24 protein-coding genes are annotated in these 23,646 nt (G+C 59.2%); 11 read left to right on the top strand and 13 right to left on the bottom strand.

All coding sequences use genetic code 11. The annotated features are described in order from the left end of the window. Positions 1-151: 151 nt before the first annotated feature. Positions 152-889, top strand: a complete 738-nt coding sequence (locus GSQ80_RS16055) for a YgcG family protein (protein ID WP_158788565.1) — start codon at positions 152-154, stop codon at positions 887-889. Positions 890-981: 92 nt separating this feature from the next. Further along, positions 982-1,566: a LemA family protein gene (locus GSQ80_RS16050; protein ID WP_158788564.1), complete on the top strand. Its 585-nt coding sequence runs from the start codon at positions 982-984 to the stop codon at positions 1,564-1,566. An 18-nt stretch (positions 1,567-1,584) separates the two neighbouring features. Here GSQ80_RS16050 and udk read toward each other — a convergent pair whose 3' ends face one another. Genes udk through GSQ80_RS16035 form a run of 3 tightly spaced genes read right to left on the bottom strand, consistent with a single transcriptional unit; the run spans position 1,585 to position 4,393 of the window. Next, positions 1,585-2,205: a uridine kinase gene (gene udk / locus GSQ80_RS16045; RefSeq protein WP_254059679.1), complete on the bottom strand. Its 621-nt coding sequence runs from the start codon at positions 2,203-2,205 to the stop codon at positions 1,585-1,587. 59 nt (positions 2,206-2,264) lie between these two features. After that, entirely contained in the window at positions 2,265-3,119 is an 855-nt protein-coding gene (locus GSQ80_RS16040; protein ID WP_158788562.1) for a purine-nucleoside phosphorylase, read from the bottom strand. A 35-nt stretch (positions 3,120-3,154) separates the two neighbouring features. Next, the gene (locus tag GSQ80_RS16035) at positions 3,155-4,393 is read right to left on the bottom strand and encodes a NupC/NupG family nucleoside CNT transporter (RefSeq protein WP_158788561.1); all 1,239 of its coding nucleotides are present in this window, start codon (positions 4,391-4,393) and stop codon (positions 3,155-3,157) included. Between the two features lie 301 nt (positions 4,394-4,694). Here GSQ80_RS16035 and GSQ80_RS16030 point away from each other — a divergent pair, with 301 nt between their 5' ends. From GSQ80_RS16030 to GSQ80_RS16015, 4 genes are all read left to right on the top strand, one after another. After that, positions 4,695-5,558 (top strand): DUF3034 family protein, encoded by an 864-nt coding sequence (locus GSQ80_RS16030; protein WP_158788560.1) that lies wholly within the window; start codon positions 4,695-4,697, stop codon positions 5,556-5,558. A 190-nt stretch (positions 5,559-5,748) separates the two neighbouring features. Next, complete coding sequence (locus GSQ80_RS16025) at positions 5,749-5,952, top strand: hypothetical protein (protein ID WP_158788559.1); 204 nt, start codon at positions 5,749-5,751, stop codon at positions 5,950-5,952. A gap of 208 nt (positions 5,953-6,160) precedes the next feature. Continuing rightward, positions 6,161-6,361, top strand: coding sequence for a cold-shock protein (locus GSQ80_RS16020; protein ID WP_158788558.1), 201 nt, complete (start codon positions 6,161-6,163; stop codon positions 6,359-6,361). 201 nt (positions 6,362-6,562) lie between these two features. Then, a complete protein-coding gene (locus GSQ80_RS16015) occupies positions 6,563-6,991 on the top strand; it encodes a hypothetical protein (protein ID WP_158788557.1) in 429 nt (142 codons plus the stop codon). Positions 6,992-7,051: 60 nt separating this feature from the next. On the opposite strand, the gene GSQ80_RS16010 is transcribed toward GSQ80_RS16015, so the two are convergent. Both GSQ80_RS16010 and GSQ80_RS16005 read right to left on the bottom strand, forming a co-directional pair. After that, complete coding sequence (locus GSQ80_RS16010) at positions 7,052-8,452, bottom strand: thymidine phosphorylase (protein WP_371315725.1); 1,401 nt, start codon at positions 8,450-8,452, stop codon at positions 7,052-7,054. 67 nt (positions 8,453-8,519) lie between these two features. Beyond that, on the bottom strand, positions 8,520-8,933 hold the full coding sequence (locus tag GSQ80_RS16005) for a cytidine deaminase (protein ID WP_158788556.1): 414 nt from the start codon (positions 8,931-8,933) through the stop codon (positions 8,520-8,522). Positions 8,934-9,045: 112 nt separating this feature from the next. On the opposite strand from GSQ80_RS16005, the gene GSQ80_RS16000 reads away from it, so the two are divergent. The 3 genes from GSQ80_RS16000 (at position 9,046) to GSQ80_RS15990 (ending at position 13,205) form a co-directional block, all read left to right on the top strand. Further along, the gene (locus tag GSQ80_RS16000; RefSeq protein WP_158788555.1) at positions 9,046-10,170 is read left to right on the top strand and encodes an esterase family protein; all 1,125 of its coding nucleotides are present in this window, start codon (positions 9,046-9,048) and stop codon (positions 10,168-10,170) included. 48 nt (positions 10,171-10,218) lie between these two features. Continuing rightward, positions 10,219-11,853 (top strand): GMC oxidoreductase, encoded by a 1,635-nt coding sequence (locus tag GSQ80_RS15995; RefSeq protein WP_158788554.1) that lies wholly within the window; start codon positions 10,219-10,221, stop codon positions 11,851-11,853. 200 nt (positions 11,854-12,053) lie between these two features. Next, positions 12,054-13,205, top strand: a complete 1,152-nt coding sequence (locus tag GSQ80_RS15990; RefSeq protein ID WP_158788553.1) for a hypothetical protein — start codon at positions 12,054-12,056, stop codon at positions 13,203-13,205. Between the two features lie 49 nt (positions 13,206-13,254). Here GSQ80_RS15990 and GSQ80_RS15985 read toward each other — a convergent pair whose 3' ends face one another. The 3 genes from GSQ80_RS15985 to GSQ80_RS15975 form a co-directional block, all read right to left on the bottom strand. After that, entirely contained in the window at positions 13,255-15,711 is a 2,457-nt protein-coding gene (locus tag GSQ80_RS15985; protein ID WP_254059678.1) for a transglycosylase domain-containing protein, read from the bottom strand. Positions 15,712-15,798: 87 nt separating this feature from the next. Next, entirely contained in the window at positions 15,799-17,649 is a 1,851-nt protein-coding gene (locus GSQ80_RS15980) for a proline--tRNA ligase (RefSeq protein ID WP_158788551.1), read from the bottom strand. Between the two features lie 68 nt (positions 17,650-17,717). Continuing rightward, positions 17,718-18,686: an SIS domain-containing protein gene (locus GSQ80_RS15975; RefSeq protein ID WP_254059677.1), complete on the bottom strand. Its 969-nt coding sequence runs from the start codon at positions 18,684-18,686 to the stop codon at positions 17,718-17,720. A 172-nt stretch (positions 18,687-18,858) separates the two neighbouring features. Here GSQ80_RS15975 and GSQ80_RS15970 point away from each other — a divergent pair, with 172 nt between their 5' ends. Together GSQ80_RS15970 and GSQ80_RS15965 are read left to right on the top strand one after the other, a co-directional pair. After that, positions 18,859-19,473, top strand: coding sequence for a TlpA disulfide reductase family protein (locus tag GSQ80_RS15970; RefSeq protein WP_254059676.1), 615 nt, complete (start codon positions 18,859-18,861; stop codon positions 19,471-19,473). Further along, positions 19,470-19,955, top strand: coding sequence for a protein-disulfide reductase DsbD N-terminal domain-containing protein (locus GSQ80_RS15965; protein WP_158788549.1), 486 nt, complete (start codon positions 19,470-19,472; stop codon positions 19,953-19,955). Before GSQ80_RS15970 ends, GSQ80_RS15965 begins: the two co-directional genes overlap by 4 nt. A gap of 369 nt (positions 19,956-20,324) precedes the next feature. Here GSQ80_RS15965 and GSQ80_RS15960 read toward each other — a convergent pair whose 3' ends face one another. The 5 genes from GSQ80_RS15960 to GSQ80_RS15940 form a co-directional block, all read right to left on the bottom strand. After that, on the bottom strand, positions 20,325-20,714 hold the full coding sequence (locus GSQ80_RS15960; protein ID WP_158788548.1) for a VOC family protein: 390 nt from the start codon (positions 20,712-20,714) through the stop codon (positions 20,325-20,327). A 16-nt stretch (positions 20,715-20,730) separates the two neighbouring features. Continuing rightward, entirely contained in the window at positions 20,731-21,225 is a 495-nt protein-coding gene (locus tag GSQ80_RS15955) for a hypothetical protein (RefSeq protein ID WP_158788547.1), read from the bottom strand. A 37-nt stretch (positions 21,226-21,262) separates the two neighbouring features. Then, entirely contained in the window at positions 21,263-21,694 is a 432-nt protein-coding gene (locus GSQ80_RS15950) for a pyridoxamine 5'-phosphate oxidase family protein (RefSeq protein WP_158788546.1), read from the bottom strand. 21 nt (positions 21,695-21,715) lie between these two features. After that, complete coding sequence (gene gltX, locus GSQ80_RS15945; protein WP_158788545.1) at positions 21,716-23,233, bottom strand: glutamate--tRNA ligase; 1,518 nt, start codon at positions 23,231-23,233, stop codon at positions 21,716-21,718. 77 nt (positions 23,234-23,310) lie between these two features. Next, positions 23,311-23,643 (bottom strand): hypothetical protein, encoded by a 333-nt coding sequence (locus GSQ80_RS15940; RefSeq protein ID WP_158788544.1) that lies wholly within the window; start codon positions 23,641-23,643, stop codon positions 23,311-23,313. Positions 23,644-23,646 lie beyond the last annotated feature (3 nt).

The raw sequence follows: 23,646 nt of genomic DNA, 5'->3' as shown, positions 1-23,646 counted from the left end.
AAGCCACTCCAGCGAAAGGCCTCCGCCACGGGAGGCCTTTGCTGGAATACTTCCATCTTGGAACCGCCAACCCTTCTAGGCGTACCATATCGTTGTGACTTTCAAAGGCATACTTCTCCGGCTCGCTTTATTCGCTTGCCCGCTTGTCGGCTTGGCCCACGCCGAGGCGCCCGACAAACTGCCCAAGCCTACTAGTTACGTCAGCGACTTCGCCAACGTCATTGACCCTGCCTCAAAGGAAAATATCGAAGATATCGCCTGGCAGGTTTACTCAAAGGCGCACGCCACGATCCAGGTAGTCACCGTCAAATCCCTAGACGGCGAGGATATCGATCCTTGGACGACTGCTCTCGAAGACAATTGGAAGGTCGGACCCAAATCCACCGACAAGGGCGTCCTCCTCGTCTTCGCCATCCAGGACCGTAAAGCACGCATAGAAGTCGGCTATGGTCTCGAAGGCATCCTTCCGGACGGCAAGGTCGGCGACATCCGCCGTAGCATGAATGCGCAGCTCGCCCAGGGCCAGTACGGCCCGGCTATTCAATCGGGTGTCCAGCAGATCGCCGACGTCATCGCAGCAGATGCCAACGTCACCCTCACCCCGCCTCAGCAATCCGCGCCCGTCGAAAACTATCAGCCCCAGAAACACCACACCAACTGGTTCGGCATCATCTTCTTCCTCATCTTCATCCTGCTCATGTTTCGCGGCGGTGGCCGTGGCTGGCTTTGGTTCCTGCTTGGCAATATGATGGGCGGGGGCTTCGGTGGCGGCCGCGGCGGTGGCTTTGGCGGTGGCGGCGGCTTTGGAGGTGGTGGTGGTGGAAACTTCGGCGGTGGCGGCGGCTTTGGCGGTGGCTCCGGCGGCGGAGGCTCCAGCGGTAGTTGGTAATAGCGCGCCGGCGGCAATTGAAATAAATTCATCTCAGCAGTCACAAAGGTTTGCAACAAATGACTACGATTGACGGGAAAGGGAATACATCGATGAAAGCTCTTTGGGTTGTACTCGGAGTCGTGGGACTTCTCGTCCTGGTCGTCATCCTGAGTTTCGGAAGTTATGTCTCGGCCAAAAACCAGATGGTGCAGCTCAACGAGGATGTCAACCAGAACTACTCCCAGGTAGACATCCAGCAGCAGCGCCGCCTCGACCTTATTCCTAACCTCGTTGCCAGCGTCAAGGGTTACGTCAGCGAAGAGTCGACCGTCCTAACCAACATCGCCAACGCGCGTGCTGGAGTCATCGCTGCCGGCTCCAATCATGCCAGCAGCATCAACGCCAATAGTCAGCTGGATGTCGCCATCAGCCCTCTCCTTCGTCTTCAGGAACAGTACCCTGACCTCAAGGGCAACCAGCAGTTCATGCGTCTCGAAGATGAACTTTCCGGCACGGAAAACCGTATCTCCGTCGCCCGCATGCGCTACAACAAGGCTCTTGAAGGGTACAACGTCTTTATCCGCCAGTTTCCCAACAGCATCTGGGCCAACATGGCAGGCTTCCACTACCGTGACGAGTACTTCAAGGGCAATCCAGCCAACGCCACCGCTCCGACGGTTGACTTCAGTAAGTAATTCTTACGCAGCAGAAACCTAGCGCAGAAGACCGCTATCCCGCAGCCCTCGCAGCACCCGCTCGATTGACCAGTCCAGTGCCTCCGTGCCCGAGACTGTGATCGCAGCCCGTGTCTGCGAGGGCAGCACATACTTCTCCGCCATCGGCCGGGCCGTCGCTTCAAACTGCGCCCGCACGCTCTCCTCGGTTCGCCCCCGCTCCCGCATGTCCCGATAGATCCGCCGATTCAGACAAATCTCATTCGGCGCGTCCACGTAGACGCTGAAGTCATACAGCGGCCGGAGCTCGTCATAATGCAGGGCGAGAATCCCTTCCACAATAAGGAACGGTGCCGGTTCCACTGTTTCAAACTTCCCCGCAACCCTTGTATGCCGCGAGAAGTCATACACCGGCCGCTGGATCGCGCGACCTTCCCCGAGTTCTCGAATGTGCTCGATAAATAACTCGCTCTCCAGAGAATCTGGATGATCGAAGTTCTGCTTGTCCCGCGAATCCAGAGGGAACTGAGACAGGTCGCGATAGTACAGATCCAGCGGAAACAACGTTGCCTCGAGCTCCCGCGCCAACTCCCGCGCGAGCGTCGTCTTGCCGGAGCCTGAACACCCGGCAATTCCTACTACGGTTGGGGGCCGCGGCAAACTCAACTGTTTCGATTCGTGTTTCGGATCTCGGCTCACTCGCTCCAAACCATTGCTCCCTACGCCGTTGCCGCGGCCACCTGTGGCACAAGCGCTTTCACCAGCGACGTAAACTGCGCCTCCACGCGCCGCCCAGTCTCCATGACTTCGAGATGATTAATCGGCTGGTCCAGTACGCCCGCCGCCATATTTGTGACCAGTGAAATCCCCAGCACCTCAATTCCCATATGCCGTGCCACGATCACTTCGTGCACCGTACTCATTCCCACCAGGTCCGCACCTAGTACCCGGAACGCGCGTATCTCCGCCGGCGTCTCATAGCTCGGCCCAAGCACCGCGAGATAGACGCCCTCGGGCAGCGGAATCTTTTGCCGCTCGGCCTCTGCATGCGCTAGCCCTCGCAGCTTCGGCGAGTACGCCGCCGTCATATCGAAGAACCTCTGCCCCGCGCCCTCTTTGATTCCAAACCGTGCCTCATTACGTCCCAGCGCGGCATTCGTTCCGGTCAGGTTGATGTGATCACTGATCGCCACCAGCGTTCCCTCGCCATAGCTTTTATTAATTCCCCCTGCCGCGTTCGTCACAATCAGCGCCGTGCATCCCAGCAGCCCCAGCACCCGCATCGGAAAGGTCACCTCATTCATCGAGTACCCCTCATACGCATGGACGCGTCCCTGCATCACCGCCACCGTCACGCCGCCAATCGTCCCCAGCACCAGTTTGCCGTCGTGCCCCTCCACCGTCGACACGGGCCAGCCCGGGATGTCTGAATAGTCGATCGTCGTGGCACCTTCTACCTGCGTCGCAAAGTTCCCCAACCCCGATCCGAGAATGACCGCCAGCCTCGGCTCCGTCTTATGCATCGAGCGAACATAGTCTGCAGCCGCAAACGCGCGTGTGTAATGGTCAGCCATAACTTGCCTCGTTCTTTCGGATCTCTCGATCTTCCTTACTTAATCAGCATGCTCACAATGCTGGCCGACATCAAGTTCGCCATCGTTCCCGCCAGCATCGCCCGCACGCCCAGCTGCGCCAGATCATTGCGTCGATTCGGAACCAGCGCCCCAATCCCGCCAATTTGCATCCCAATCGATCCCACATTCGCAAAGCCGCAGAGCGCAAACGTCGCAATCGAAAAAGTCCGCGGTGTCAGCACACCCTTCAGCTTGCCCAGCTGGTTGAATGCCAGGAACTCGTTGATGATCGTCCGCGTTCCCAGCAGGTTTCCAATCACCTTGCACTCACGCCACGGGATGCCAATCAGCCACGCCACCGGCGCTCCCACCACACCCAGCACGTTGTTCAGCGAATGAGGGAAGGGAATATGTCCATGCCCCCACGCAAAGTTCGAGATCGCGAGCATGATTGCGTTGAACAATCCCACCAGCGCCACAAACGCGATCAGCATGATGGCCACGTTGAACGCCAGCTGTCCGCCGTCGATCGTGCCGCGCGCAATCGCCCCCACAAAATTCTCATCCTTGTGCTCTTCGTTCGGCGGCATCTTCACCGTGCCCGCCGTAGCCGGCACCTCGGTCTCCGGCACCAGCATCTTCGCTACAAGAATCGTTCCCGGCGCCGTCATGATCACCGCCGATAACAAATCCTTCGCATTGATCCCGAACAGAATGTAAGCCGCCATAATCCCGCCTGACACATGCGCCATCCCCGATGTCATGATCGTCATGAGCTCACTGCGCGTCGCTCCGGATAGAAACGGCCGAATCGTCAGCGGCGCCTCCGTCTGCCCCATGAAAATTGATGCCGCTACGTTCGTGGACTCCGCGCCCGACGTCCCCATCGTCCACTGCATCACCCACGCCACCACCTTGATGATCTGCTGCATCAACCCAATGTGATAGAGGATCGCGAAGAACGCGCTCACAAAGATAATCGTCGGCAGCACCGCAAACGCGAACACGCTCAGCGGATTGCTCGGAATTCCCAGGTACCCAAACACCAGCCCTGACCCGTCCGTCGCATGTCCCAGCAGCCCCGTAATCACCCCCGAAACGCTGCTCAGGATCGTCTGCCCATACGTCCACTTGATCACCGCGAAGGCGAACACAATCTGCAGTCCCAGCCCCCACGCCACCGTCTTCCACCGGATCGCCCGCCGGTTCGTCGAGAAGATATAGGCGAGCGAAAGAAACACAACAAGTCCGAGCAGTCCGGTAAATCGTCCCAAGGGCAGGCTCCGGTGGTACAGGCTGGGTAGTACAAGGCTTAACAATAAGCCAACAGTGAGGGCAGTAAGGGCAGTGTATCGATTCATGTCGCTACAGGCCAACCTGCCCCGGGTCACCCCGTCCCTACTCCGCCGCGCTAGCCGTGATCGTGCACTTCGGGTACCTCAACCTCTCGGCGCAAGCCACCTTCACTTCTGTGCGCTCTATCACCGCCAAGTGTGTGTTGAGGAGGCCAGTATCAGTCGGGAGTAGGTGCCCATGCATGTAAACAGAGATTCTTGGTTCCACCGTATAGCCAGCTTGTCCTTCGTTGGCGCCGTCCTAATCAGCTTCACGCCGGCACTTCACGCCCAGTTGGGATGGGAGGGCGAGACCGGCGTCTTTGTAACACCCTTCGCGTATACCGCTTCCGCTCCAGGCCAAAAGCTGCACCCGGTGATCGCCTACCACTACTTCAACGGCGGCCCCATCATCGGTCAATTCCAGGAGATATCCACCGAGGTTGGGATCGGCAAGCGCTTTGAGCTTGGTTATACGCACGAATTTCATTCGTTCGGAGACGACCCAGCCTTGAGCTTTCTCTGGCAGAACGGTTTTGAGATATTCAACGCGAAGGTCAACCTCGTCCCCGAAAACAGCCACGGGAAGCTCTGGGTTCCGGCAATCTCCATTGGAACCATGGTCCGCGGGAACGTTCGCAATGGCGGCAACTATATGGAGGAGTCAAACCCTGCGTTGGGGAGCGGTAAGACCGATGGCGATATATATCTCGTCGCAACCAAAATAGTGCCCCAGATATTCAAGAAAGTTCCAGTGATTCTGAGCGGTGGCGTGCGTGGAACCAATGCCGAGCTTTGGGGTATGAGCGGCAATGCTCCTAACTGGTCCGCGCAGGGCTTCGTCGCGGTAGCCTTCGTGTTCACCGGACCTAAGAAAAGCTCCATCATCGTCGGCTCTGAGGCGGCCAAGCAGCCCCACCATCCCATGGACTTTCCGACCCTGAATATTCCTACAACCCTGACCTATTGCGTGCGCATTGTGCCCACCCCAAAATACAAATTGAATATCGACTTCGGGATCGCGCAGATCGCCGGCCAGGTGGAGCCAACCGTCAATCTGCAGGCTCGACACCAGTTCGGCGCGCAAGTCACGTACGGTTTTTAGCGAAGCTGCCACACTCAGCTTGGATGCTTGCTTTATTCCGTGACACCTCAATCCTGTGGGTGGTAGAGTGGCAACTCGCGGGGGTTGCTGTCCCTCTCATGAATAGCAGGGCTTCGTATCAAAACATAGGCTTGAAGCCCTGACGTCCGCTGGTCAGGCGGACCGTAGGGCAGAGCGAGGAGGTGCTGCCATGTGCCGTCGGTGCATTCGGGTGCTGCTTCTGGTAACGGGCTGTGCGCTGTTGTTCTTTGCGGTGTTTCCGGTGCTGGCGTTTGTCTCGCTCGGAGAGCCGTGGCAGACGGCGTTAGTCGCGTCGAAGCTTGTGATGCTTCCGGTAGGAGCGATCTGTCTTCTCGGGGCTGCGAAGATACAGACGGCTCACTCGCCTCGGTGATCACCATTGGGGCGGGAGCAACCCCTCCATCTAATTGATTCCAATGGCCCCAAGCAGGCCAGTATCCACGTCACAAGCGGTGCATGGTATACTACTTCTGGTCGTCGAATACGATTGGTCAATTTGCTTGTTCCGGCAGTATCGCTCTACACGCAAACAACACCAACATTGCGTTCAGCGGTACATTGCTTTAAGAGGAACAAGAATAATGGAACAGGGAACAGTAAAATGGTTTAACGATGCCAAGGGCTTCGGATTTGTCAGCCGTGAGAATGGCGACGACGTCTTCGTGCATCACTCCGCCATCCAGAGCAACGGCTTCCGTTCGCTTCAGGAAGGTCAGCGCGTTCAGTTCAACGTGGTCAAGGGACCCAAGGGCTGGCAGGCCGAGAACGTTCAGGCTCTGTAATTGATTTTGCAGTAATCCGAAGGGGCAGTTCGTTAAGAACTGCCCCTTTCGCTTTTTGCCTCTCATTGCCTTCTGGCTCGCGCTCCGCGCAACGCGGAGTCATCGGTTTTCCTGTGTAACTGTAGCACCCCACACCTGTCCTGCACGGTCCGATCCCGCAGGCAGCTAACGTTTTGAGTCCTCACCGACTCTGGAGCGTGTATGACCAGCCCCACCCCCCCTTCCGCGATCGAAAGCAAGTATCAACTCAAGACACTGCACGCTGACATCGACCTCTTCGATCGCCGCCTCGCGCACCTGCTCAAGTATGAAGTGTTCGCCACCGAAGCCGCCCGCGCCGCCGCCGCTCGCAAGATCACCCTCAAGCGCGACGCCCTCGTCATCACTGCCAAGCGTCTTGCTGCCGAAGGTGTCGAGTACAAGGAGAGCGAACTTCCGCGCTCCTTCCGTCCCGAAGGTGTTCCCGCTCCCGTCGAAGTCAAGCTTCCTGAGCCCGAGCCCGCCGCAGCGCCTCACAACCCCCTCGAGAACCGCTCCACCCGCCGCCAGGGCTCGCCCTACGCCGGCACCTCGCTCGACTGGGAAAAGTCCGTCCAGCACTACATGCAGAACAAGGCTGCCAAGGCCTAGCGCAGCGTCTTGTTTGAATGCGGGTTACAGCACTGTTGAATCGCGGCGCCCACCGTGCCGTCACCCCGCCTTTACCACCTCGCGCAGCAGCGACTGCCGCTCCGGTCGGTGATCCGCAATCCTCACCGTACCCCCGAGCATCCGATACGGCTCCTCGAGCAGCGCCTCATCCTCGCTGAATAACGTGAAAAGCGCCTGCCCGGCCTCCACCCTATCGCCAATCTTCGCGTGCGATTCAATTCCCGCATGCGCGCTAACCGGATCCCCCGGCCTGGCGCGTCCCGCGCCCAAACGTTGCACAGCCCATCCGATCTCTTTGCAGTCCATCCCAGCCAGAAACCCGTCGCGCGAAGCCCGTAGCACCCGCATCGCCTTCGGCTTGTGGAACGCCGCCGGATCCTCAAACACACTCGTATCCCCACCCTGCGCGGCCACAATCCTCAGCCATGCCGCATACGCCGCCCCAGACCGCAAAATCTCATCCGCCAGCGCCGTGCCATCTTCAGGCGATTCCGCTCGTCCCGCCAAAAACAGTCCCCACCCGCTCAGTGCATTCGACAGCTCAATCAAGTCCGCCGACATCGAATGCCGCCGGCCCTGCATGATATCCACGCACTCCCAAACCTCGACCCAGTTCCCCGAAAACCTGCCCAGCGGCTCGTCCATCGCGGTCAGCAGCGCGACTGTTTTTGTGCCGGCCGATTCACCGGTAGACACCATCAGCTCCGCCAGGAACTTCGATCGCTCCAATGTCGGCATAAACGCGCCCGATCCCACCTTCACATCCAGCACCAGCCCGCGGAGATCCTCCGCCAGCTTCTTGCTCATGATGCTCGCGCAGATCAGAAACGGCGACTCCACAGTCCCGGTATGGTCGCGCATCCCATACAGAATCCGATCCGCCGGCACCAGCCGCGGCGTCTGCCCCACCAGCGCCGCATGACACTCCCGCAGCACCTCTCCCATCCGGGCCAAGGAAAGCTGAGAATCGAACCCGGGGATCGTCTCCAACTTGTCCAACGTCCCGCCCGTGTGTCCCAGCGACCGCCCCGAAATCATCGGCACTGAGACACTCGACCCGCCATCCATCCCCGCCGCCGCCCACACCGGCGCAATCAGCAGCGAGCTCTTATCCCCCACACCGCCGGTCGAGTGCTTATCCAGCGTAAACGTCTCCAGCACCGACGCATCGAATGTCTCCCCCGAGAAGCGCATCGCCCGCGTCAAATCCCCTAGCTCCCGCAGCGACAGCCCACGCTCAAACACCGCCATCAGGAACGCCCCAATCTGTGCGTCGGAAATCGTCTCGCCGACGGCTCCAGCTGTCTCCCCAGAGTCTTCGCGCGCATTACCTCGCACCACCGCGCCCACCACAAACTCGATCTCCGCCGTCGACAGCTCCTCACCATCCCGCTTCTTTAGCAACACATCAATCGGATGAATCACCACATCCCTCATCATTCAGTCCTTCTGTTTACTTAGCGAAACGTAGCGCCTCTTCGCGACCTTTGCGTCAAGGTACTTCGTCCTACGCAAGGAACTCTCCGCGAAACGCATGCGGAAGCAACTCTCCCAGCGTAGTCTCCATGGCCGCCCCGCCCTCCCCCGGATATAGCACCAGCATCGCATCCCCGCCAAACTCGCTCAGCGTCTGGCGACACGCCCCACACGGCATACTCGCGGCGTCATTCAAATTCGCCACCGCTACCGCCCTTACGCGAATCCCCGGACCCCGCTCCACCACGGCCCGCGCAATCGCCCCCTGCTCCGCGCAATTGGTCAGCCGATACGAGCAGTTCTCGACATTGCATCCTGTCACCACCACCCCATCTTCCAGCAGCAGCGCCGCCCCCACGCGATACCGGCTGTAGGGCGCATAGGCATGCTCCGCAGCCTTCGTCGCCAACTCTCTAAGCTTCGCCTTCTCCGCTTCACTCACCATCGATATCCTTTTCTGCCCTCGATCGGAAGCACTTCTATATCCTCATCGTAAGCCGTTTAGGGTAGCCCGTCGTCCACGCCATAGCAACCTAGCCTCACCACCGGAGTTTCCCGTGTCCCACCTCCTCCGCGCCGCCTCGCTCCTCTTCGCCGCCACTCTCGCCGCCGCCCAGACTTCTGCACCGCCACCGCCCCCCACTTCAGCGGCGCACACACCACCACCTACCCGCGACCCCCACACCCCAGGCTATGTCTCCGCCACCGAGCTCCCCGACGACACTCTCCCCGCACCCACCGTGGACGGCAATTTCATCGTCGGCCCCACCCACACGCCCGCGCCCGAATCAATGGTCCACCCCGGCGTCCCCCAAGGCACCCTTACTGACATTACGATGTCCTCTGCCGACAGCAAGTATTACCCCGGCATCGCCCGCGACGCCGGCACCTTCGGCACGCCCGACCCGGCCAACCCCGCCAGCCTCATCGTCACCACCAGCCGCCCCGCGCCCTACACTCGCCACGTCACCGTCTACGTCCCCACGCAGTATGTCCCCGGTAGCGTCGCGCCCTTTATCGTGGGAGCCGATGGCCCCGATCACCTCCTCTTCACCGTCCTCGACAACCTCATCGCCGAGCACAAACTCCCACCCATGATCGCCATCTCCATCCAGAACGGCGGCGGCGACGCGCAAGGCTCCGAGCGCGGCCTCGAATACGACACCATGTCACCCCACTATGCCGAGTTCGTCGAGCACGAAGTCCTCCCCCTCGTCGAAGCCCAGGCACACGTCAAGCTCAGTCACGATCCCGACGCTCGCGCCACAATGGGTGGCAGTTCCGGAGGCTCCTGCGCCCTTATCATGGCCTGGTATCACCCCGACCTCTACCACCGGGTCCTCACCTACTCCGGCACGTACATCAACCAGCAGTGGCCCTGGAATCCCGCAACCCCGCAGGGCGCCTGGGGTTTCCATACGACTCTCATCCCCAAATCCCGCCGCAAGCCTCTCCGCATCTGGCTCGAAGTCGGCGACCGCGACCTCTATAATCCCAACACCATGCGCGACGGCATGCACGACTGGGTCGTAGCCAACGAAAACATGGCCCGTGTCCTCGCCGCGAAGGGCTACCCCTATCAATTCCTCTTTGCCCGCAACGCCGGCCACGTAGACCACGCAGTCAAAGCCCAAACCCTCCCCGAAGCCCTTGAGTACGTCTGGCAGGGCTATCCTCGGTAGCTCGGTATACTTGAACCGCCCCAGCAGCTCTTCCCCGAGGTCCCATCCATGCCGCCATTCGACTATGACTTCCTCATCGTCGGATCGGGCTTTGGCGGCAGCGTCTCGGCTCTGCGGCTCACAGAAAAGGGCTACAAGGTCCTCGTCGTCGAGATGGGGCGGCGCTGGACACCGGAAAATCTGCCCAAAACAAACTGGACTCTCAACCGCTATTTCTGGAAGCCCAAACTCGGCCTGCGCGGCTTCTTCAACATCCGTTTCTTCCGCCACGTCATCGTCCTGCACGGCAATGCCGTAGGCGGCGGTTCCATCACCTATGCCAACACCATGCTCGTGCCGCGCGACACCATCTGGGACCACGGGACCTGGGCGGGCCTCGACGATTGGAAGCACGTCATGCCCGCGCATTACGAGACCGCCAAACGCATGATGGGCGTTGTCACTAATCCCATCCTCGGCCCTGCCGATATCAAGTTGAAAGAGATGGCCGACGCCGCGGGAGTAGCCCACACCTTCTACCCCACCGACGTCGCTGTCTTCTTTGGCACCGACGGCCAGCAACCCGGCACCGCCTCTCCCGATCCCTATTTCAACGGAGAAGGTCCCGAGCGCCACAGTTGCATCGCCTGCGGAGGCTGCATGGTGGGCTGCCGCCACAACGCCAAGAACACCCTCGACAAAAACTATCTCTACCTCGCCGAGAAAAAGGGTGCACGTATTCTCGCCGAAACCAAAGTGGTCGACGTTCTCCCCCTCAACGGCAAGCCTGACGGAACCACAGGCTACGAGGTTTTCACTCAATCGTCCCTCGGCTGGTTCAACGGCCCCGTGCAGCGCTTCACCACGCGCGGCGTCGTCTTTGCGGGCTCCTCGCTCGGCACCCAGGAGTTGCTCTTCCGCCTCAAGCAGAAAGGCTCCCTGCCTAACATCTCCGACCAGCTAGGCCAGCGCGTCCTCACCAACGCAGAGTCCCTGATCGCCGTTCGCTATCCCGGCGGGTCAGAAGACATGTCCCACGGCATTGCCATCGGCTCCGGCATCTACATCGACGCGAACACACATATTGAAGCCGTCCGCTACCCACGCGGTTCCGACGCCCTCAGTCCGCTCTCGACCCTGCTCGTCAACGGCCGCCCGGGACCCACCCGCATCCTCACCTGGCTCAGAACCCTCGGCCTCCAGTTCTTAAAGTCCCCGTGGCGAACCCTGCGCGCCCTCCAACCCTTCGGAGCCTCCCACGAGACACTCATCCTGCTCTGCATGCAGGCCATCGACGGCCATCTCACCATGCGCCTCAAACGACCCTGGTACTGGCCCTTTATCAAGGTACTCACGACCGCAGGCGATCCCATCCCCACGTACATTCCCGCCGCCAATCGCTTCGCCGAGCTCGGCGCCTCTGTCACCGGTGGCGTCCCATGCACCACTATCACGGAGGTCCTCTTCAACATACCCATGACCGCTCACTGCATCGGCGGAGCAGGCATGGCGGACACTCCCGACCGGGGAGTCATTGACCGCTACAACCGCATTTTTGGCTACACCAACCTTTACATCTGCGACGGCTCAGTCATCAGCGCGAACCTCGGCGTCAACCCCGCGCTCACCATCACCGCCCTCGCCGAGCGTGCCATGCATCACATTCCAACCAAAACCACACAGCCTGTCCCTGATCCATCGTGACCACGAGGAGAAAATTGCTTTTGTCTGCTAGAACTCTTGCAATGGTTCGCGCGTTCAATGCGCCCATACGACGTTTGTCTCCGGCTGTCCGCATAGCTGCAGGGTTCGCGGCGATTGCTTGCTGCTTGCTTTATGCCATGTATTGCATTTGGCGTTCAGAGTCGGTTTTTATCGCGGGTGACGCGCGATTCTATATTGCAATGGCCACCGGCGACTACGGCCGCGTGATGCAACCCTTCGCGTCACGCCAACTTGGCGCCCTCGTTGTTTCCGGATTGATGCATGTGCTGCACTGCACCGTCGAGACTGGATTTCTGCTCGAAGGCACGGCATCGATTGTTTTCATGCTGGTCGCTATTTACTATCTTGCGCTCAAAACCACAGCTCCTCGATGGCTGTTGTTTGCGATGGCATTCGTGCCGTTCTGGCCCTTTCTCCTGCAGGACCTCGTCTTGCCCGACCTTTGGTACTCCGCGCTATTGGCCCTGCTGCTTCTGCTCTTGCAGGAGGAACAAATGCTGGCAGCAGCCGTGATGATGTTTCCTCTTATGCTTTCTCGAGAGTCAACGTCGCTGACGCTGGTCTGCTTCCTGATCGCATGCTGGAAGCGATTGCGATGGATGGATAGGATTGTCGCGGTAGTCTCGGCTCTCGCTGGAAGCATTGTGGTCAAGCATCTGGCAGCGCGCGCACAGCCCAACTCGGAGAATCTTCCCGAGTCAATCTATATGCTCGCGAAAGTGCCTTGGAATTTCATGAACAACGTCTTCGGGCTCGTTCCGTGGAGCAATGTGAATACCCAATTCTGTGCGGTTCCTCGATGGGCTTTCCATGTTCACCTTGGACCAGTCCAAGCGATTGGCATCTGCGGATTTTCGGTCACCGGTTGGGTGCTTATATCTGAAGCCGTGCTGAGTGAATTCGGCCTCTTGCCGCTACTGCTGGGGTTCCTTTGGTGGCGCGGCAGAAAGCTCAACACACCGAGCGTCCTCTTGCGGTTCACTCTGGTTTACGGGGTTGCATCCCTATTATTAGCGCCAGCACTGGGAACCTGGTTTGCCCGCCTTATCGGATATGCATGGCCTATTTTTTTCGTGGCTGTGCCGTTGCTCTTCGACAGACTTCCGTACAAACCAACGACGCTGGGCCGTGAGTGCGCAGGCCTGGCATTCTTCGGAGCGCACATGCTGCTGTTTTCTGTGGCATATAGCTGGTTTTGGATAACGCAGTTAGAAATGAACCTGGTCATCTGGACGATTGGTTATTTTCTGCTCCGATATTGGCTTGGCAAAGATGACAGTCCATCTGACCGATCGCCCGTACAGCAGGGTCAACCTATCCAACTGGCCTGAGAGCGACCAATAATCTGACAACTGGATTTCGCAAAACAGCTCATGAAACTTACTGTGGCGTTTCGTCCTTTGGCTTGTCCTTGCCGGTGCCAAAGATCTTTTGCAATAGATTTCGATGCTTCGTGGGATCAGCCGGCTCCGTATCGCTCGGAGGAGCAGCCGGCGTCGCTGTTTTCCCGGTGAAGAAACCGAAGATGCGGCTGCCGAGTGATTGCGAATCTTCTCCCATGTGGGAACAAGTGCCTTGAGGTGCGGCTCCGACGAGGAAGGCCGCTGAGAAAGCGTTGTTCGGGCAGGAATCGTCCGCAATCAGGCTCGTAGCTCGATCGATACGTAGCACCTCGACGCCATTGGGAACAGGGCCCAGCGTTTTCATATCGGAGTACTGGGGAATACGGATGGCCCGATTCATGAACTCGGCCCAGATGGGCGCGGCGGCATCTGCTCCTTGCAGCTTGATATCGGTGTAATCATCGTTGCCGACCCAGATCACGCAAAGAAGATTGGAAGAATAACCTGCGAACCAGGAATCGTGCTCAGTGCCCGTCTTGCCCGCTGCTGGAGCGGTAAAACCGTGCGCTCGGACGGTCGACCCTGTACCGTAGGCCATCACGTTTTCCAGTAGAGACTGAGTTAAGAATGCAGCGCGTGGGTCGAGGATCTGTTTCGCTTCCGGCGCGAAGTCGGCGACGATGTCACCCTGGGGATTGCGAACGCTGGCTAGTACCCAAGGTTTGAGATGTACGCCATTGTTTGCGAATATCGTGTACGCGCCAGCCATCTCCAGCGGTGTTGCGTTATAGGTGCCGATAGCGACCGACGGCGTACCGCGCGCGTTGACGATACCGGCGGAGCGAGCAAGCGCCGCCACGTTGTCATAGCCAACCATATGGGCAAGCGATATGGTTGCGATGTTGAGGGAGTGCGCAAGGGCGTCGGAGGCGGTAACCATTCCGGGATACTCGCCTCTCACAAAATTACCCGGCATGTAAATCTGGCCGTTTGTGCCGAAATCCTGGGGGTCGTCGTTGATCTTGGTCAGAGCAGTGAACACCCCGCCAGACCCGAGATAGGTGCCGTCAAGAGAAGTATTGTAGGCGGCGGCGAATACGAATGGTTTGAAGATGGATCCAGTCGGACGTTCGGCCACGGCGTGGTCCAGCTGCGAGTCGCCGTAGTTGCGGCCACCAATGAGGGCGAGGATCTGCCCTGTGTGTGGATTGAGTGCCACCAGGGCGACCTGCGGATAGGTGATGTGCCCGTCAGGTATATAGTCCTTGCTGAATTTCTCGCCCTTCTTGTGGTTGAGCGAAAAGTAGCGACGGCGCACAAGTTCGTCGACATTCTTCATGCCGGCCTCGATGGCAGCGGCGGCAGCGCGCTGGAGTTCGGGATCGAGCGATGTGTAGATCCGCAGAGCTGAGCGCGTGACATCCGAGTCGCCGAGCCGCTGTACGATCTGGTCGTGAACAAGGTCGACGAAATACGGTGCTTCGCTTGCATCGGCATCGGGAGGGGCCAAACGAATTGGCTCGGCCTTTGCCTGGTCAGCCTGCTCTTGCGTGATAGCCCCCGTTTCAACCATTGAATCGAGGACAACATTGCGTCGCTCCATCGCCCGGTCAGGATGCCGATAGGGAGCGAAATAATTCGGCCGTTGGATCATCCCCGCCAGCAAGGCACATTCCGCAAGGTCCAGTTGGCGCAGATCTTTTCCAAAATATGCTTGCGCGGCTTCGCCAAAGCCGTTAATTCCGAACGATCCTCGTTGCCCCAGATTAATTTCATTCGCATACATCTCGAAGATCTGCTGCTTGGAGAAGCGAGCCTCGAGTTGGTACGTGATCACAACTTCAGCAATTTTCCGAGAGTACGTCTTTTCCGACGAAAGGAAGAACCCGCGAGCCAGTTGCTGCGTGAGAGTAGACCCTCCGCAATTCATACGGTGAGCGAGGATATCCTGAACCGCGCACTTTGCCGTACGTACGTAATTGATCCCTGAGTGCGCAAAGAAGCGGCGGTCCTCGATCGCCAGTACGGCCTGAACCATGTTCGGAGGAATCTGACTGTAGGTGACGAGTCGGCGCTTGGTTCGATTCTTATCCTCTGATAGGGCCGTTATAAGTTGAGGCTCAAGCTTATAGGCGGACAAAGCCGCGCCATTTTCCGCTGTAATGCTCTGAACCTGGTCATCTTCCGAAGTGATGGTGGCGCCATCCATGGCGAGATAACTTTGCGGACCTGGCTTTATCAGAATCGAATTGCCGCGTAGCTCATAGCTGCCTAACTCCGGATTCGTGTTGTATCCCGCGCGCCGCAGAGCTGCGCCGATAGAGGTAGCAGAGAGTTGTTGACCTGGGCGCACCTCTTGAGGAGCTGCATAGACCTGGGCGACCGGAGCAAATAATGGTCCCTTCGCCAGGCGCTCAGCAACCAGGCCACGGTAGCGCAGATAGTAGTAACCGAAAACAGAGGCGCCAATGACGAAGAAGACAACCGCCAGCACTAGAGCTAGACGCGCCAGCCTCCAGAGAACGGGATGAGTATTGTTATCGAGTTTGACTTTTACTGGCATGCTATCGAATCGAAGATCCTATTGTTTGGACGCAGCAAGGAGTGCTACGAGGTGCTGCGTGACGGAATCAACGGCTAGATCTTCGGTCTTCTGGGTGAGACGATCTACGAGTTCCACCTGTCCGTCTGCAAGCTTTTTGCCGATATTGATCCGATAGGGAACACCAATCAGTTCTGCGTCCTTGAACTTTACCCCAGCGCGCTCGTCACGATCGTCCAGCAACACATCAACCCCAGCCTTCTCCAGCTTTTCGGCGATGTCCTCGCCGGCCTGAAGAAGCTCTGGCTCGCGGACGTTGGTGATGGTCACGATGACTTCGTACGGTGCAATCGAGGCTGGCAGAGCGTATTGCTCGGTCGACGACTCGGCGGCAAACCTCGCTGCACTGGATTCAATCGCAGCCGTCAGGATGCGCTCAACGCCGATTCCGTAACAGCCCATGATCGGCATCACCTCTTTGCCATTCGCATCCAGTACGCGCGCATTCATGCTCTCGCTGTACTTGTAGCCGAGCTTGAAGATGTGACCAATCTCCATAGCCTTGCCGAGACGCAGTGGCTCGCCGCTAATGGGATCAGGCTCCCCTTCGTTGATATTGCGAATGTCGGCGATGACGGTCGGCGTAAAGTCGCGGCCGGGTGTGACGTTGCGGTAGTGATAGTCCTGCTGGTTCGCGCCGGCGACAAGATTCGCGCGGCCTTGGAGGCCAAGGTCCATCACGACGATGGACTTCAAACCTTCGCTCGGATTTTCGCGCAAAACACCCTTGAGTTTCGCAAGTTCCTTGCCGGAGTTCAAGCCGTTCAGAGAACCTTGCGTCATCACCTCGCGAATGCCCACAGGCCCAAGGAATCCAGCCGGACCTCCTATGTGAACCTCGAGTTCAAGCGGCACCATGGGACGGAGCTCGGTGACGCCTGTGACCGCGGCGAGCTTGGTTTCATTCACCTGGTGATCGCCGCGAAGAAACGCGACAACCGGCCGAGGTACAGATTCGGCCTTGGCAGTGAGTCCCACGAAAGCGACGCACTTGATGTCTTGGGACGCGTGGATGCCGAAGAACTCGGTGACGTCAGCGATGGAAGCTTTGCCCGGAGTGTGGACAAGCTCCGGCATGCCATCACCGGTTGGTGCAAGGTCCTCGAGCGGCGTGAGCTTGCTTGTCGCCTTCTCCAGGTTTGCTGCATAGCCTGATGCGGAGCTGGCGATGAGGTCTTCTCCAGCTTCGGTGTAGACCATAAACTCCTGTGAGCCGGAGCCGCCCATCGCTCCAGAGTCGGCTTCAACGGCGACGAACTCCAGGCCGCAGCGGGTGAAGATGGCTCGGTAGGCCGCGTCGTGCTTGTTGTAGCTCTTGTCGAGGCCGGCTGCGTCGATGTCGAAGGAGTAGGAATCCTTCATGGTGAACTGGCGGACGCGCATCAGGCCGGACTTCGGGCGCGGCTCGTCGCGGAACTTGGTCTGGATTTGGTACCAAACCTGCGGGAGTTGTTTGTAGCTTCGCAGCTCGTTGCGTGCGATCGAGGTGATGACCTCTTCATGCGTCATGGCGAGGACGAGCTCTGCGCCTTTGCGGTCCTTAAGGTGGAAAAGGTTCTGGCCCATCACGGCTTCACGTCCGGACTCCTGCCAAAGCTCGACAGGGTTCAGCGTGGGCAGGAGAAATTCCTGGCCGATCTTGTCCATCTCGTCGCGAATGATGGCGATGATCTTGTTCAGCGAGCGCTGCCCGAGCGGCAGGTAGCTGTAGATGCCAGCGCCAAGCTGGCGGATATATCCAGCACGCAACAGGAGTTTGTGGCTGGCGACCTCCGCGTCCGTGGGGGCTTCGCGAAGAGTGGGAATAAAGAGCTTGGACCAACGATGCATATTCGTACGATTGTATCGGAGCGCGTTCTCGAAGGTTGTGAAGGCCTCAGAACACGCAACAATCGTACTCAAGCAAGTAAATCGTGCAGGTGCAGAACACCGATAACGGACGATGTTTCGGAGCCGTCTTCGGTCACGATCAGTGCGGTGATCTTGTGACGCTCCATGAGGGTTAGGGCGTCGGCGGCGAACGGGGTTGACGCGATCGTGCGCGGGGTCGGGTTGAGGATCTGGGCGGCGGTTTGGTGGAAGGCATCCGGACCGCTGCTGGCGAAGAGGCGTCGGAGGTCGCCGTCGGAGAGAACGCCTAGCAGCTTGCCGTCCGCCTGGACGGTGGTGAGGCCGAGGCGCTTGGCGGACATCTCGTGGATGATCTCGGGGAGGGTTGCGGTGGGAGCGACCGTCGGGATCTCGTCGCCAGTGTGCATGAGCTGGCTAACTGGGATGAGGCGCTTGCCTAGCTGACCGCCGGGATGTAGCTCGGCGAAGTCCTGGGGCTGGAAGTCTAGGCGGCGGCTGACGTCTATGGCCAACGCGTCGCCGAGGGCTAGCATGACCGTGGTCGACGTTGTTGGCGCGAGCTGGTGGTTGCAGGCTTCGCGGTCCACGCTGACGTCGAGTACGCGCGCGCTGGCTTTGGCCAGGGTTGAGTTCGCGCAACCGGTGAGGGTTACGAGGGTGATGCCGAGGCGCGGCAGCACGGGCAGCAGCCTGAGCAACTCTTCACTTTCGCCGGAGTAGGAGAGCGCGAGCAGGACGTCTCCGCGGCTGAGCAGGCCAAGGTCGCCGTGGAGCGCTTCGGTGGGGTGCAGGAACTGCGCGGAGGTTCCCGTCGAGAGCAGGGTTGCGGCGATCTTGCGGGCGATCAGGCCGCTCTTGCCTACGCCAGTGAGGACGGCGCGATGGCCGCTCTGGGCAGTTGTGGCGAGTAAGGCTGCTACCTGCTCAAACGCCTGAGCCTGCGAGCCTTCGAGGCGCTGGGCGAGCTGCTCGAGCGCCTCGGCCTCAATGCGGACGAGGTCTGAGGGTCGTTTCACGGCTGGCGTCTGGATTGGTTTCTGGGGAAGCTGGGTCATTGCGGAGGTCGCAGATATTGGCTAGGGAGAATGCTAGCAGACGGGCTCCGAAGGCGTTCCACGAGCGGGGCCAACAGCGATAGACTAGAGAAGGCGCGCGGGTTGACGATTCGCCTGCGCCGAAGGTGATCTCTTGGTTCGTCGGTTAGTGATTGTGGTGTTGCTGATTGCGGGTGTGACGTTGGTGGTGATGGCGGGTACGCACAATCTGCGGCATCGGCAGGTAGTAATGCAGAAGGCGCAGCAGAGTGACGTACAGCTCACGCCTGCGAGCGCGGGAACGGATCCGAGTGAAGATCCGGCGGCGAAGCTGCTGCTGGGCAATGCGGCTCCGTCGTTCACGCTGGTCGACCTGAACGGCAAGAAGGTCTCGCTAGCGGACTACAAGGGGCATGCCGTCGTGCTGAATTTCTGGGCCACATATTGCGGGCCCTGCAAGTTGGAGATGCCTTGGTTCCAGGATCTGCAGAACAAGTACAAGGACAAGGGACTCGTTGTGCTGGGGCTGGATCAGGACGATGGCATGGCGGTGAAGGAGGTTGCGGCTGCGTCGAAGCGCGTGGGTGTGACGTATCCAATCCTGATGCCTGACGACAAGATCTCGAAGAGCTACCAGTTGGGCGATTACATTCCCGAGACCTTCTACGTCGATAAGACGGGCAAGATTGTGGAACAGACCATCGGCGCGCACTCCAAGGATGAGCTCGAGGCCGATGTGCAGAAGGCGATCGCTTCGGGTGGTATGTGAAGACTGCGCTGATCGGATTGTGCCTGGCGATGAGCTGTGCGCCGTTGGTCGCGCAAGAGATTCAGTTGGGGCCGGCAAGCGCGCCGCATAAAGGGCATGTGGAGCTGCTCTCGGATGCGGTTGAGGTGAAGGCTGGCGAGCCGCAGGTGGTGGTGTTGCGGTTTCGTGTGGACGACGGATTCCATATCAATTCGCATACGCCGAAGGATGAGTTGCTGATCCCGACAGCGCTGCAGCTGAATGCAGCGAGTGGGATCAAGGTTGTGGGTGAGCAGTATCCGAACGGGTCGACATTTCGGCTGCCGTTAGACTCGGGCGAGACGCTGGATGTGTACCAGGGCGAGTTTCGGGTGAGCGTTCGGCTGGTGGTGCCGAAGGGTTCGTCGACGCTGACCGGCTTGCTGAAGTACCAAGCCTGTGACAATGCGGTTTGCTACCCCCCGAAGACGCTTCCGGTGACGGTCGCGGTTACTGGGGACTGAAGTAGCTCTCCTAACCCAGCGATTCCAAGAACGCGCGCCCGGTACCCCCCTCCTCCCTACTTTCACTTTTCGTTAGCGAAGTCGTTTAGAATGTGCGATTTGAATAGTGAAAGCTGCTTTCAAATGGATGATTCTAAATGGGTTACGGGTATCTATTTGCTTCTATTGGAGTTAGGGTCTTAAATGTGAAAGCTGCAGCCGGTTATCGCCGGTGCAGCTTTTTTGAATTTGGGCTCTACTTCAAGTGTAGCAAGTTGGCTGGGGTAACTATGCCAACTTTTGGAAATATATATCGCCAATGTTTATAGGGGGTTTGGGGATTTTGAGAGTGTTTGGGGGCTTGACAGGGTCCTGCGCGGACGGCGAGAGCTAGGCGGGGTGGTTGGAGAGGGAGAGGGTGTTGCCGTCGGGGTCCTGGAACCAGGCTACCTGGGCGCCGCCGGGGGCGGTCCAGACTCCGGCTTCGTCCTGTTTGAAGTAGTCGTATTGGAGGAACTCGACGCCACGGGTTTTGAGGTCGGCGATGGTGGCGTGGATGTCGTCTACCTCCCAGCCGAAGATGGTGAAGGGCATGGGCGTGAAATTGCTCTGGACGCGGGCGACCCGGAGCATGGTTTGGGAGGAGCCGATGCGGAAGACCAGCGCGAAGTTGTCGTCGGAGACGAAGTTGAGGCCGAGGGCGGTTTCGTAGAAGTTGCGCGCGGCGGCTGCGTCGGTGGTGGGGATGAAGGCGATGGGTTCGCTGGTGGTTAGGTACATGAGAGAGACCTCGATTCTATTCGCTGTGGAGTGGAAAGAGAGAGTACATCAGAAGCTGATAGAAATTTGCCAACGCGATTGTGCAGAAGAAGCGAAGGAAAGACTCGTCCTGACGCAGTTGTTGGGCTTGAGTGAAAACTTTGACGACCTGTCCATTTGATCCGATGAGAGGCTGGCCGTCGACGATAACTGGAGTTGTGGGAGTTCCATTGAGGGCGAAAAGGGCAAATTGAGCGAACAAGAACGCGAAGCATAGAACGTAGAAAGGTTGGCCCCAGGAGGGCTTACCGTCCCAGAATCTCGTCAGGAAGAACTTGCGGCAAAAGAAGGGAATCAGAGGATCCAACGTCAGCGAAAGGCCGAGGCCGACCATGGTGACAACCAACCCCGCGATGATCGGGGCAGTGTTGGACAGTGTTCTGCCGAAGAAGCTTAGCGCAAACAGGATCAGGCTCGCGAAAATGCCGCAGATGGAGAAGTATTTGATGACGCTCCGGTCGGTTGAGCTCATGAGGAAGAGTTTAGATGTTGGGCAGGATGGGCGCGACTCAAGATGAAGCCGTAGGGAATTGAAGCGTCTCGATGGTGGGCGGTTGGTGGTTGAAGTCGCTGTAGCGCATCCATGTGGGGCGCACGACGACGTAGGCGATGTCAGACCATGTTTTGTGAGCAAGGCATTCAGGCCAGCGGGCGAAGTAGAGCTCTTGGTAGCGGGGGAGTACGGAGTCGGAGGGCAGGAAGGCGGTACCTTCGTACTGCAGGGTCTGTTCGTTGTCCCAGCCGATGACTAGCGAACAGGAGGGGCTGGCGAGGAGGTTGGCATACTTGCGGGTGGTGCTGAGGGTGTCGAAGATGATTTCGAGATTGGGGGTGACCGCGATGCCGATGAGTGCGGATTGCGGCGTGCCGTTCGCCGCGATGGTCGAGATCACGGCGTAGGGCTTGGAGGCGATGAAGGTGTAGAGATCGGAAGGATTCATTTCTCCTCCATCGCGTCGGAACTATTTGCGTTGGTTGGCTAGCTTCTTTTGCGTTTCGAGGAAACGGCGGAGGCGGTCGAGGGAGCGGGATTTGCCGAAGACTACCAGGCTCTCGGTGAGGGGCGGGCTGGTGAGGCTGCCGGTTAGGATCGCGCGCAGGAGCATGAAGTTTTCTTTGACGCTCCACTGCTTGGCTTCGCCGAGGGTCTTGAGGGCGGACTCGATGGAGGTCGCGTCCCAGGTGGCGGCTTCGAGGGCGGTGAGTTGTTCGGCCGCGAAAGCTACGGTCTCTTCGAAGGTGCGCTTCTTTGGGAGCCAGACGGATTCGGGCGGGGAGATGTTGTCGGAGAAGAAGAAGCTGGTCATGTCGCCGAACTGGCCGAGGGTTTCCATGCGGGCCTGGACCAGGGGGGCGATGGCGCGGACGTAGTCGTCGGAGAGGATGGTGGTGCGGAGGGCGGCGAAGAATTCGTCGGGGGTGAGCTTGCGGAGGTATTCGCCGTTGAGCCACTTGAGCTTGACGAGGTCGAAGACGGGGCCGCCTAGCGAGATGCGCTTGAAGTCGAATTTTTCGAGCATCTCGGGGAGGGAAAAAATGTCGCCTTCTTTGGTGTTGAGACCCTTGCTGACGATTTCGGCTTCGGTGGGTTGGGCCATGCCTCCGCCTAGCAGGCCGAGGAAGTTGAGCATCGCTTGCGGGAGGTAGCCGGACTGCTGGTAGAAGACTAGCGAGACGGGATTTTTGCGCTTGGAGATTTTTGATTTGTCGACGTTGCGCAGGAGGGGCATATGCCAGAAGCGCGGGAGGTCCCAGCCGAAGGCGTTGTAGAGGAGCACGTGTTTCGGTGTGGACGAGATCCACTCTTCGGCGCGAATGACGTCGGTGATCTGCATGAGGTGATCATCGACCACGTTGGCCAGGTGGTAGGTGGGGTAACCGTCGGATTTTAGGAGGACCTGGTCGTCGACGTTGTTGTGGTCGAAGGTGATGGCGGTTCGGAGTTCGTCGGTGAAGGTGGTGCTGGTGTTTTCGGGGACTTTTAGGCGGATGGTGTACGGGCGGCCTTCGGCTAAGTAGGCGTCGATTTGCGCGGGGGTTAAGTGGCGGTGCGCGCCGTTGTAGCGGGGTGGAGTCTTGGCGGCGATTTGTTGCTGGCGCATGGCTTCCAGCTCTTCTGCGGTTTCGAAGGAGCGGTAGGCGGTGCCGTTGGCTAGCAGGATTTCGGCGTGCTCGCGGTAGATTTCGGTGCGCTCGGACTGGCGGTAGGGGCCGAAGGGGCCGCCTACGTCGGGGCCTTCGTCCCAGGTGAGGCCGACCCACTTGAGGGCTTCGAAGATCATGTGCTCGGAGGTGGCGACGAAGCGGGTGCGGTCGGTGTCCTCGATGCGCAGGACGAACTTGCCGCCGCGCTGCTTGGCGAAGAGGTAGTTCAGGAGGCCGATGTAGGCGGTGCCTACGTGAGGGTCGCCGGTGGGCGAGGGGGCGATGCGGACGCGGATGGGGCGGGAGTCGGGTGCGACGGTGGGCTCGAATGTCATAAGGCTTCGAGACTTATGTTAACAGCCATCGGGTTCGACCGCTGTGCGATCGAACCCGATGGCGACGAAGTCCGAGCCTAAGGTTGCGGTGGGGGAGGCGGGGGGTTGTAGTTGGTGGGTGCGGGCGGATAGCTGGTGGGCGGCGGTGGGTAGGGTTGCAGGCCGCTTCCGTAGGGGTTGGCTACGGGGACGACGCGCCACTCGGAGAAGGCCAGGATGCAGACGACGATGATCCAGCCGATGCCGGGAACAAGGACGAGCAGGGCGAGGGGGCCGGAGAGGCCTGCCTTGGTGAGGATGCGCCAGAAGAGGAAGATGGCGAATGCCACGATGACGAGGCCGAAGAGCATGAAAAAGCCCATCATGCCAGCGATGGCGCCGCTCATGTGGTTGATCTGATCAGGGTCCATGGT

It is taken from the genome of Granulicella sp. L46, from assembly GCF_009765785.1.
Classification (GTDB): domain Bacteria; phylum Acidobacteriota; class Terriglobia; order Terriglobales; family Acidobacteriaceae; genus Granulicella.
This window is presented reverse-complemented; position numbering and strand designations above follow the sequence as displayed.

Bases quoted from the DNA above. Each gene is read 5' to 3' on its own strand.
- GSQ80_RS16050 (WP_158788564.1), top strand. From the start codon at position 982: ATGAAAGCTCTTTGGGTTGTACTCGGAGTCGTGGGACTTCTCGTCCTG.
- GSQ80_RS16040 (WP_158788562.1), bottom strand. From the start codon at position 3,119: ATGGCTGACCATTACACACGCGCGTTTGCGGCTGCAGACTATGTTCGC.
- GSQ80_RS16025 (WP_158788559.1), top strand. From the start codon at position 5,749: ATGTGCCGTCGGTGCATTCGGGTGCTGCTTCTGGTAACGGGCTGTGCG.
- GSQ80_RS16020 (WP_158788558.1), top strand. From the start codon at position 6,161: ATGGAACAGGGAACAGTAAAATGGTTTAACGATGCCAAGGGCTTCGGA.
- GSQ80_RS16015 (WP_158788557.1), top strand. From the start codon at position 6,563: ATGACCAGCCCCACCCCCCCTTCCGCGATCGAAAGCAAGTATCAACTC.
- GSQ80_RS16010 (WP_371315725.1), bottom strand. From the start codon at position 8,452: ATGATGAGGGATGTGGTGATTCATCCGATTGATGTGTTGCTAAAGAAG.
- GSQ80_RS16005 (WP_158788556.1), bottom strand. From the start codon at position 8,933: ATGGTGAGTGAAGCGGAGAAGGCGAAGCTTAGAGAGTTGGCGACGAAG.
- GSQ80_RS15995 (WP_158788554.1), top strand. From the start codon at position 10,219: ATGCCGCCATTCGACTATGACTTCCTCATCGTCGGATCGGGCTTTGGC.
- GSQ80_RS15990 (WP_158788553.1), top strand. From the start codon at position 12,054: ATGGCCACCGGCGACTACGGCCGCGTGATGCAACCCTTCGCGTCACGC.
- GSQ80_RS15980 (WP_158788551.1), bottom strand. From the start codon at position 17,649: ATGCATCGTTGGTCCAAGCTCTTTATTCCCACTCTTCGCGAAGCCCCC.
- GSQ80_RS15960 (WP_158788548.1), bottom strand. From the start codon at position 20,714: ATGTACCTAACCACCAGCGAACCCATCGCCTTCATCCCCACCACCGAC.
- GSQ80_RS15955 (WP_158788547.1), bottom strand. From the start codon at position 21,225: ATGAGCTCAACCGACCGGAGCGTCATCAAATACTTCTCCATCTGCGGC.
- GSQ80_RS15950 (WP_158788546.1), bottom strand. From the start codon at position 21,694: ATGAATCCTTCCGATCTCTACACCTTCATCGCCTCCAAGCCCTACGCC.
- gltX (WP_158788545.1), bottom strand. From the start codon at position 23,233: ATGACATTCGAGCCCACCGTCGCACCCGACTCCCGCCCCATCCGCGTC.
- GSQ80_RS15940 (WP_158788544.1), bottom strand. From the start codon at position 23,643: ATGGACCCTGATCAGATCAACCACATGAGCGGCGCCATCGCTGGCATG.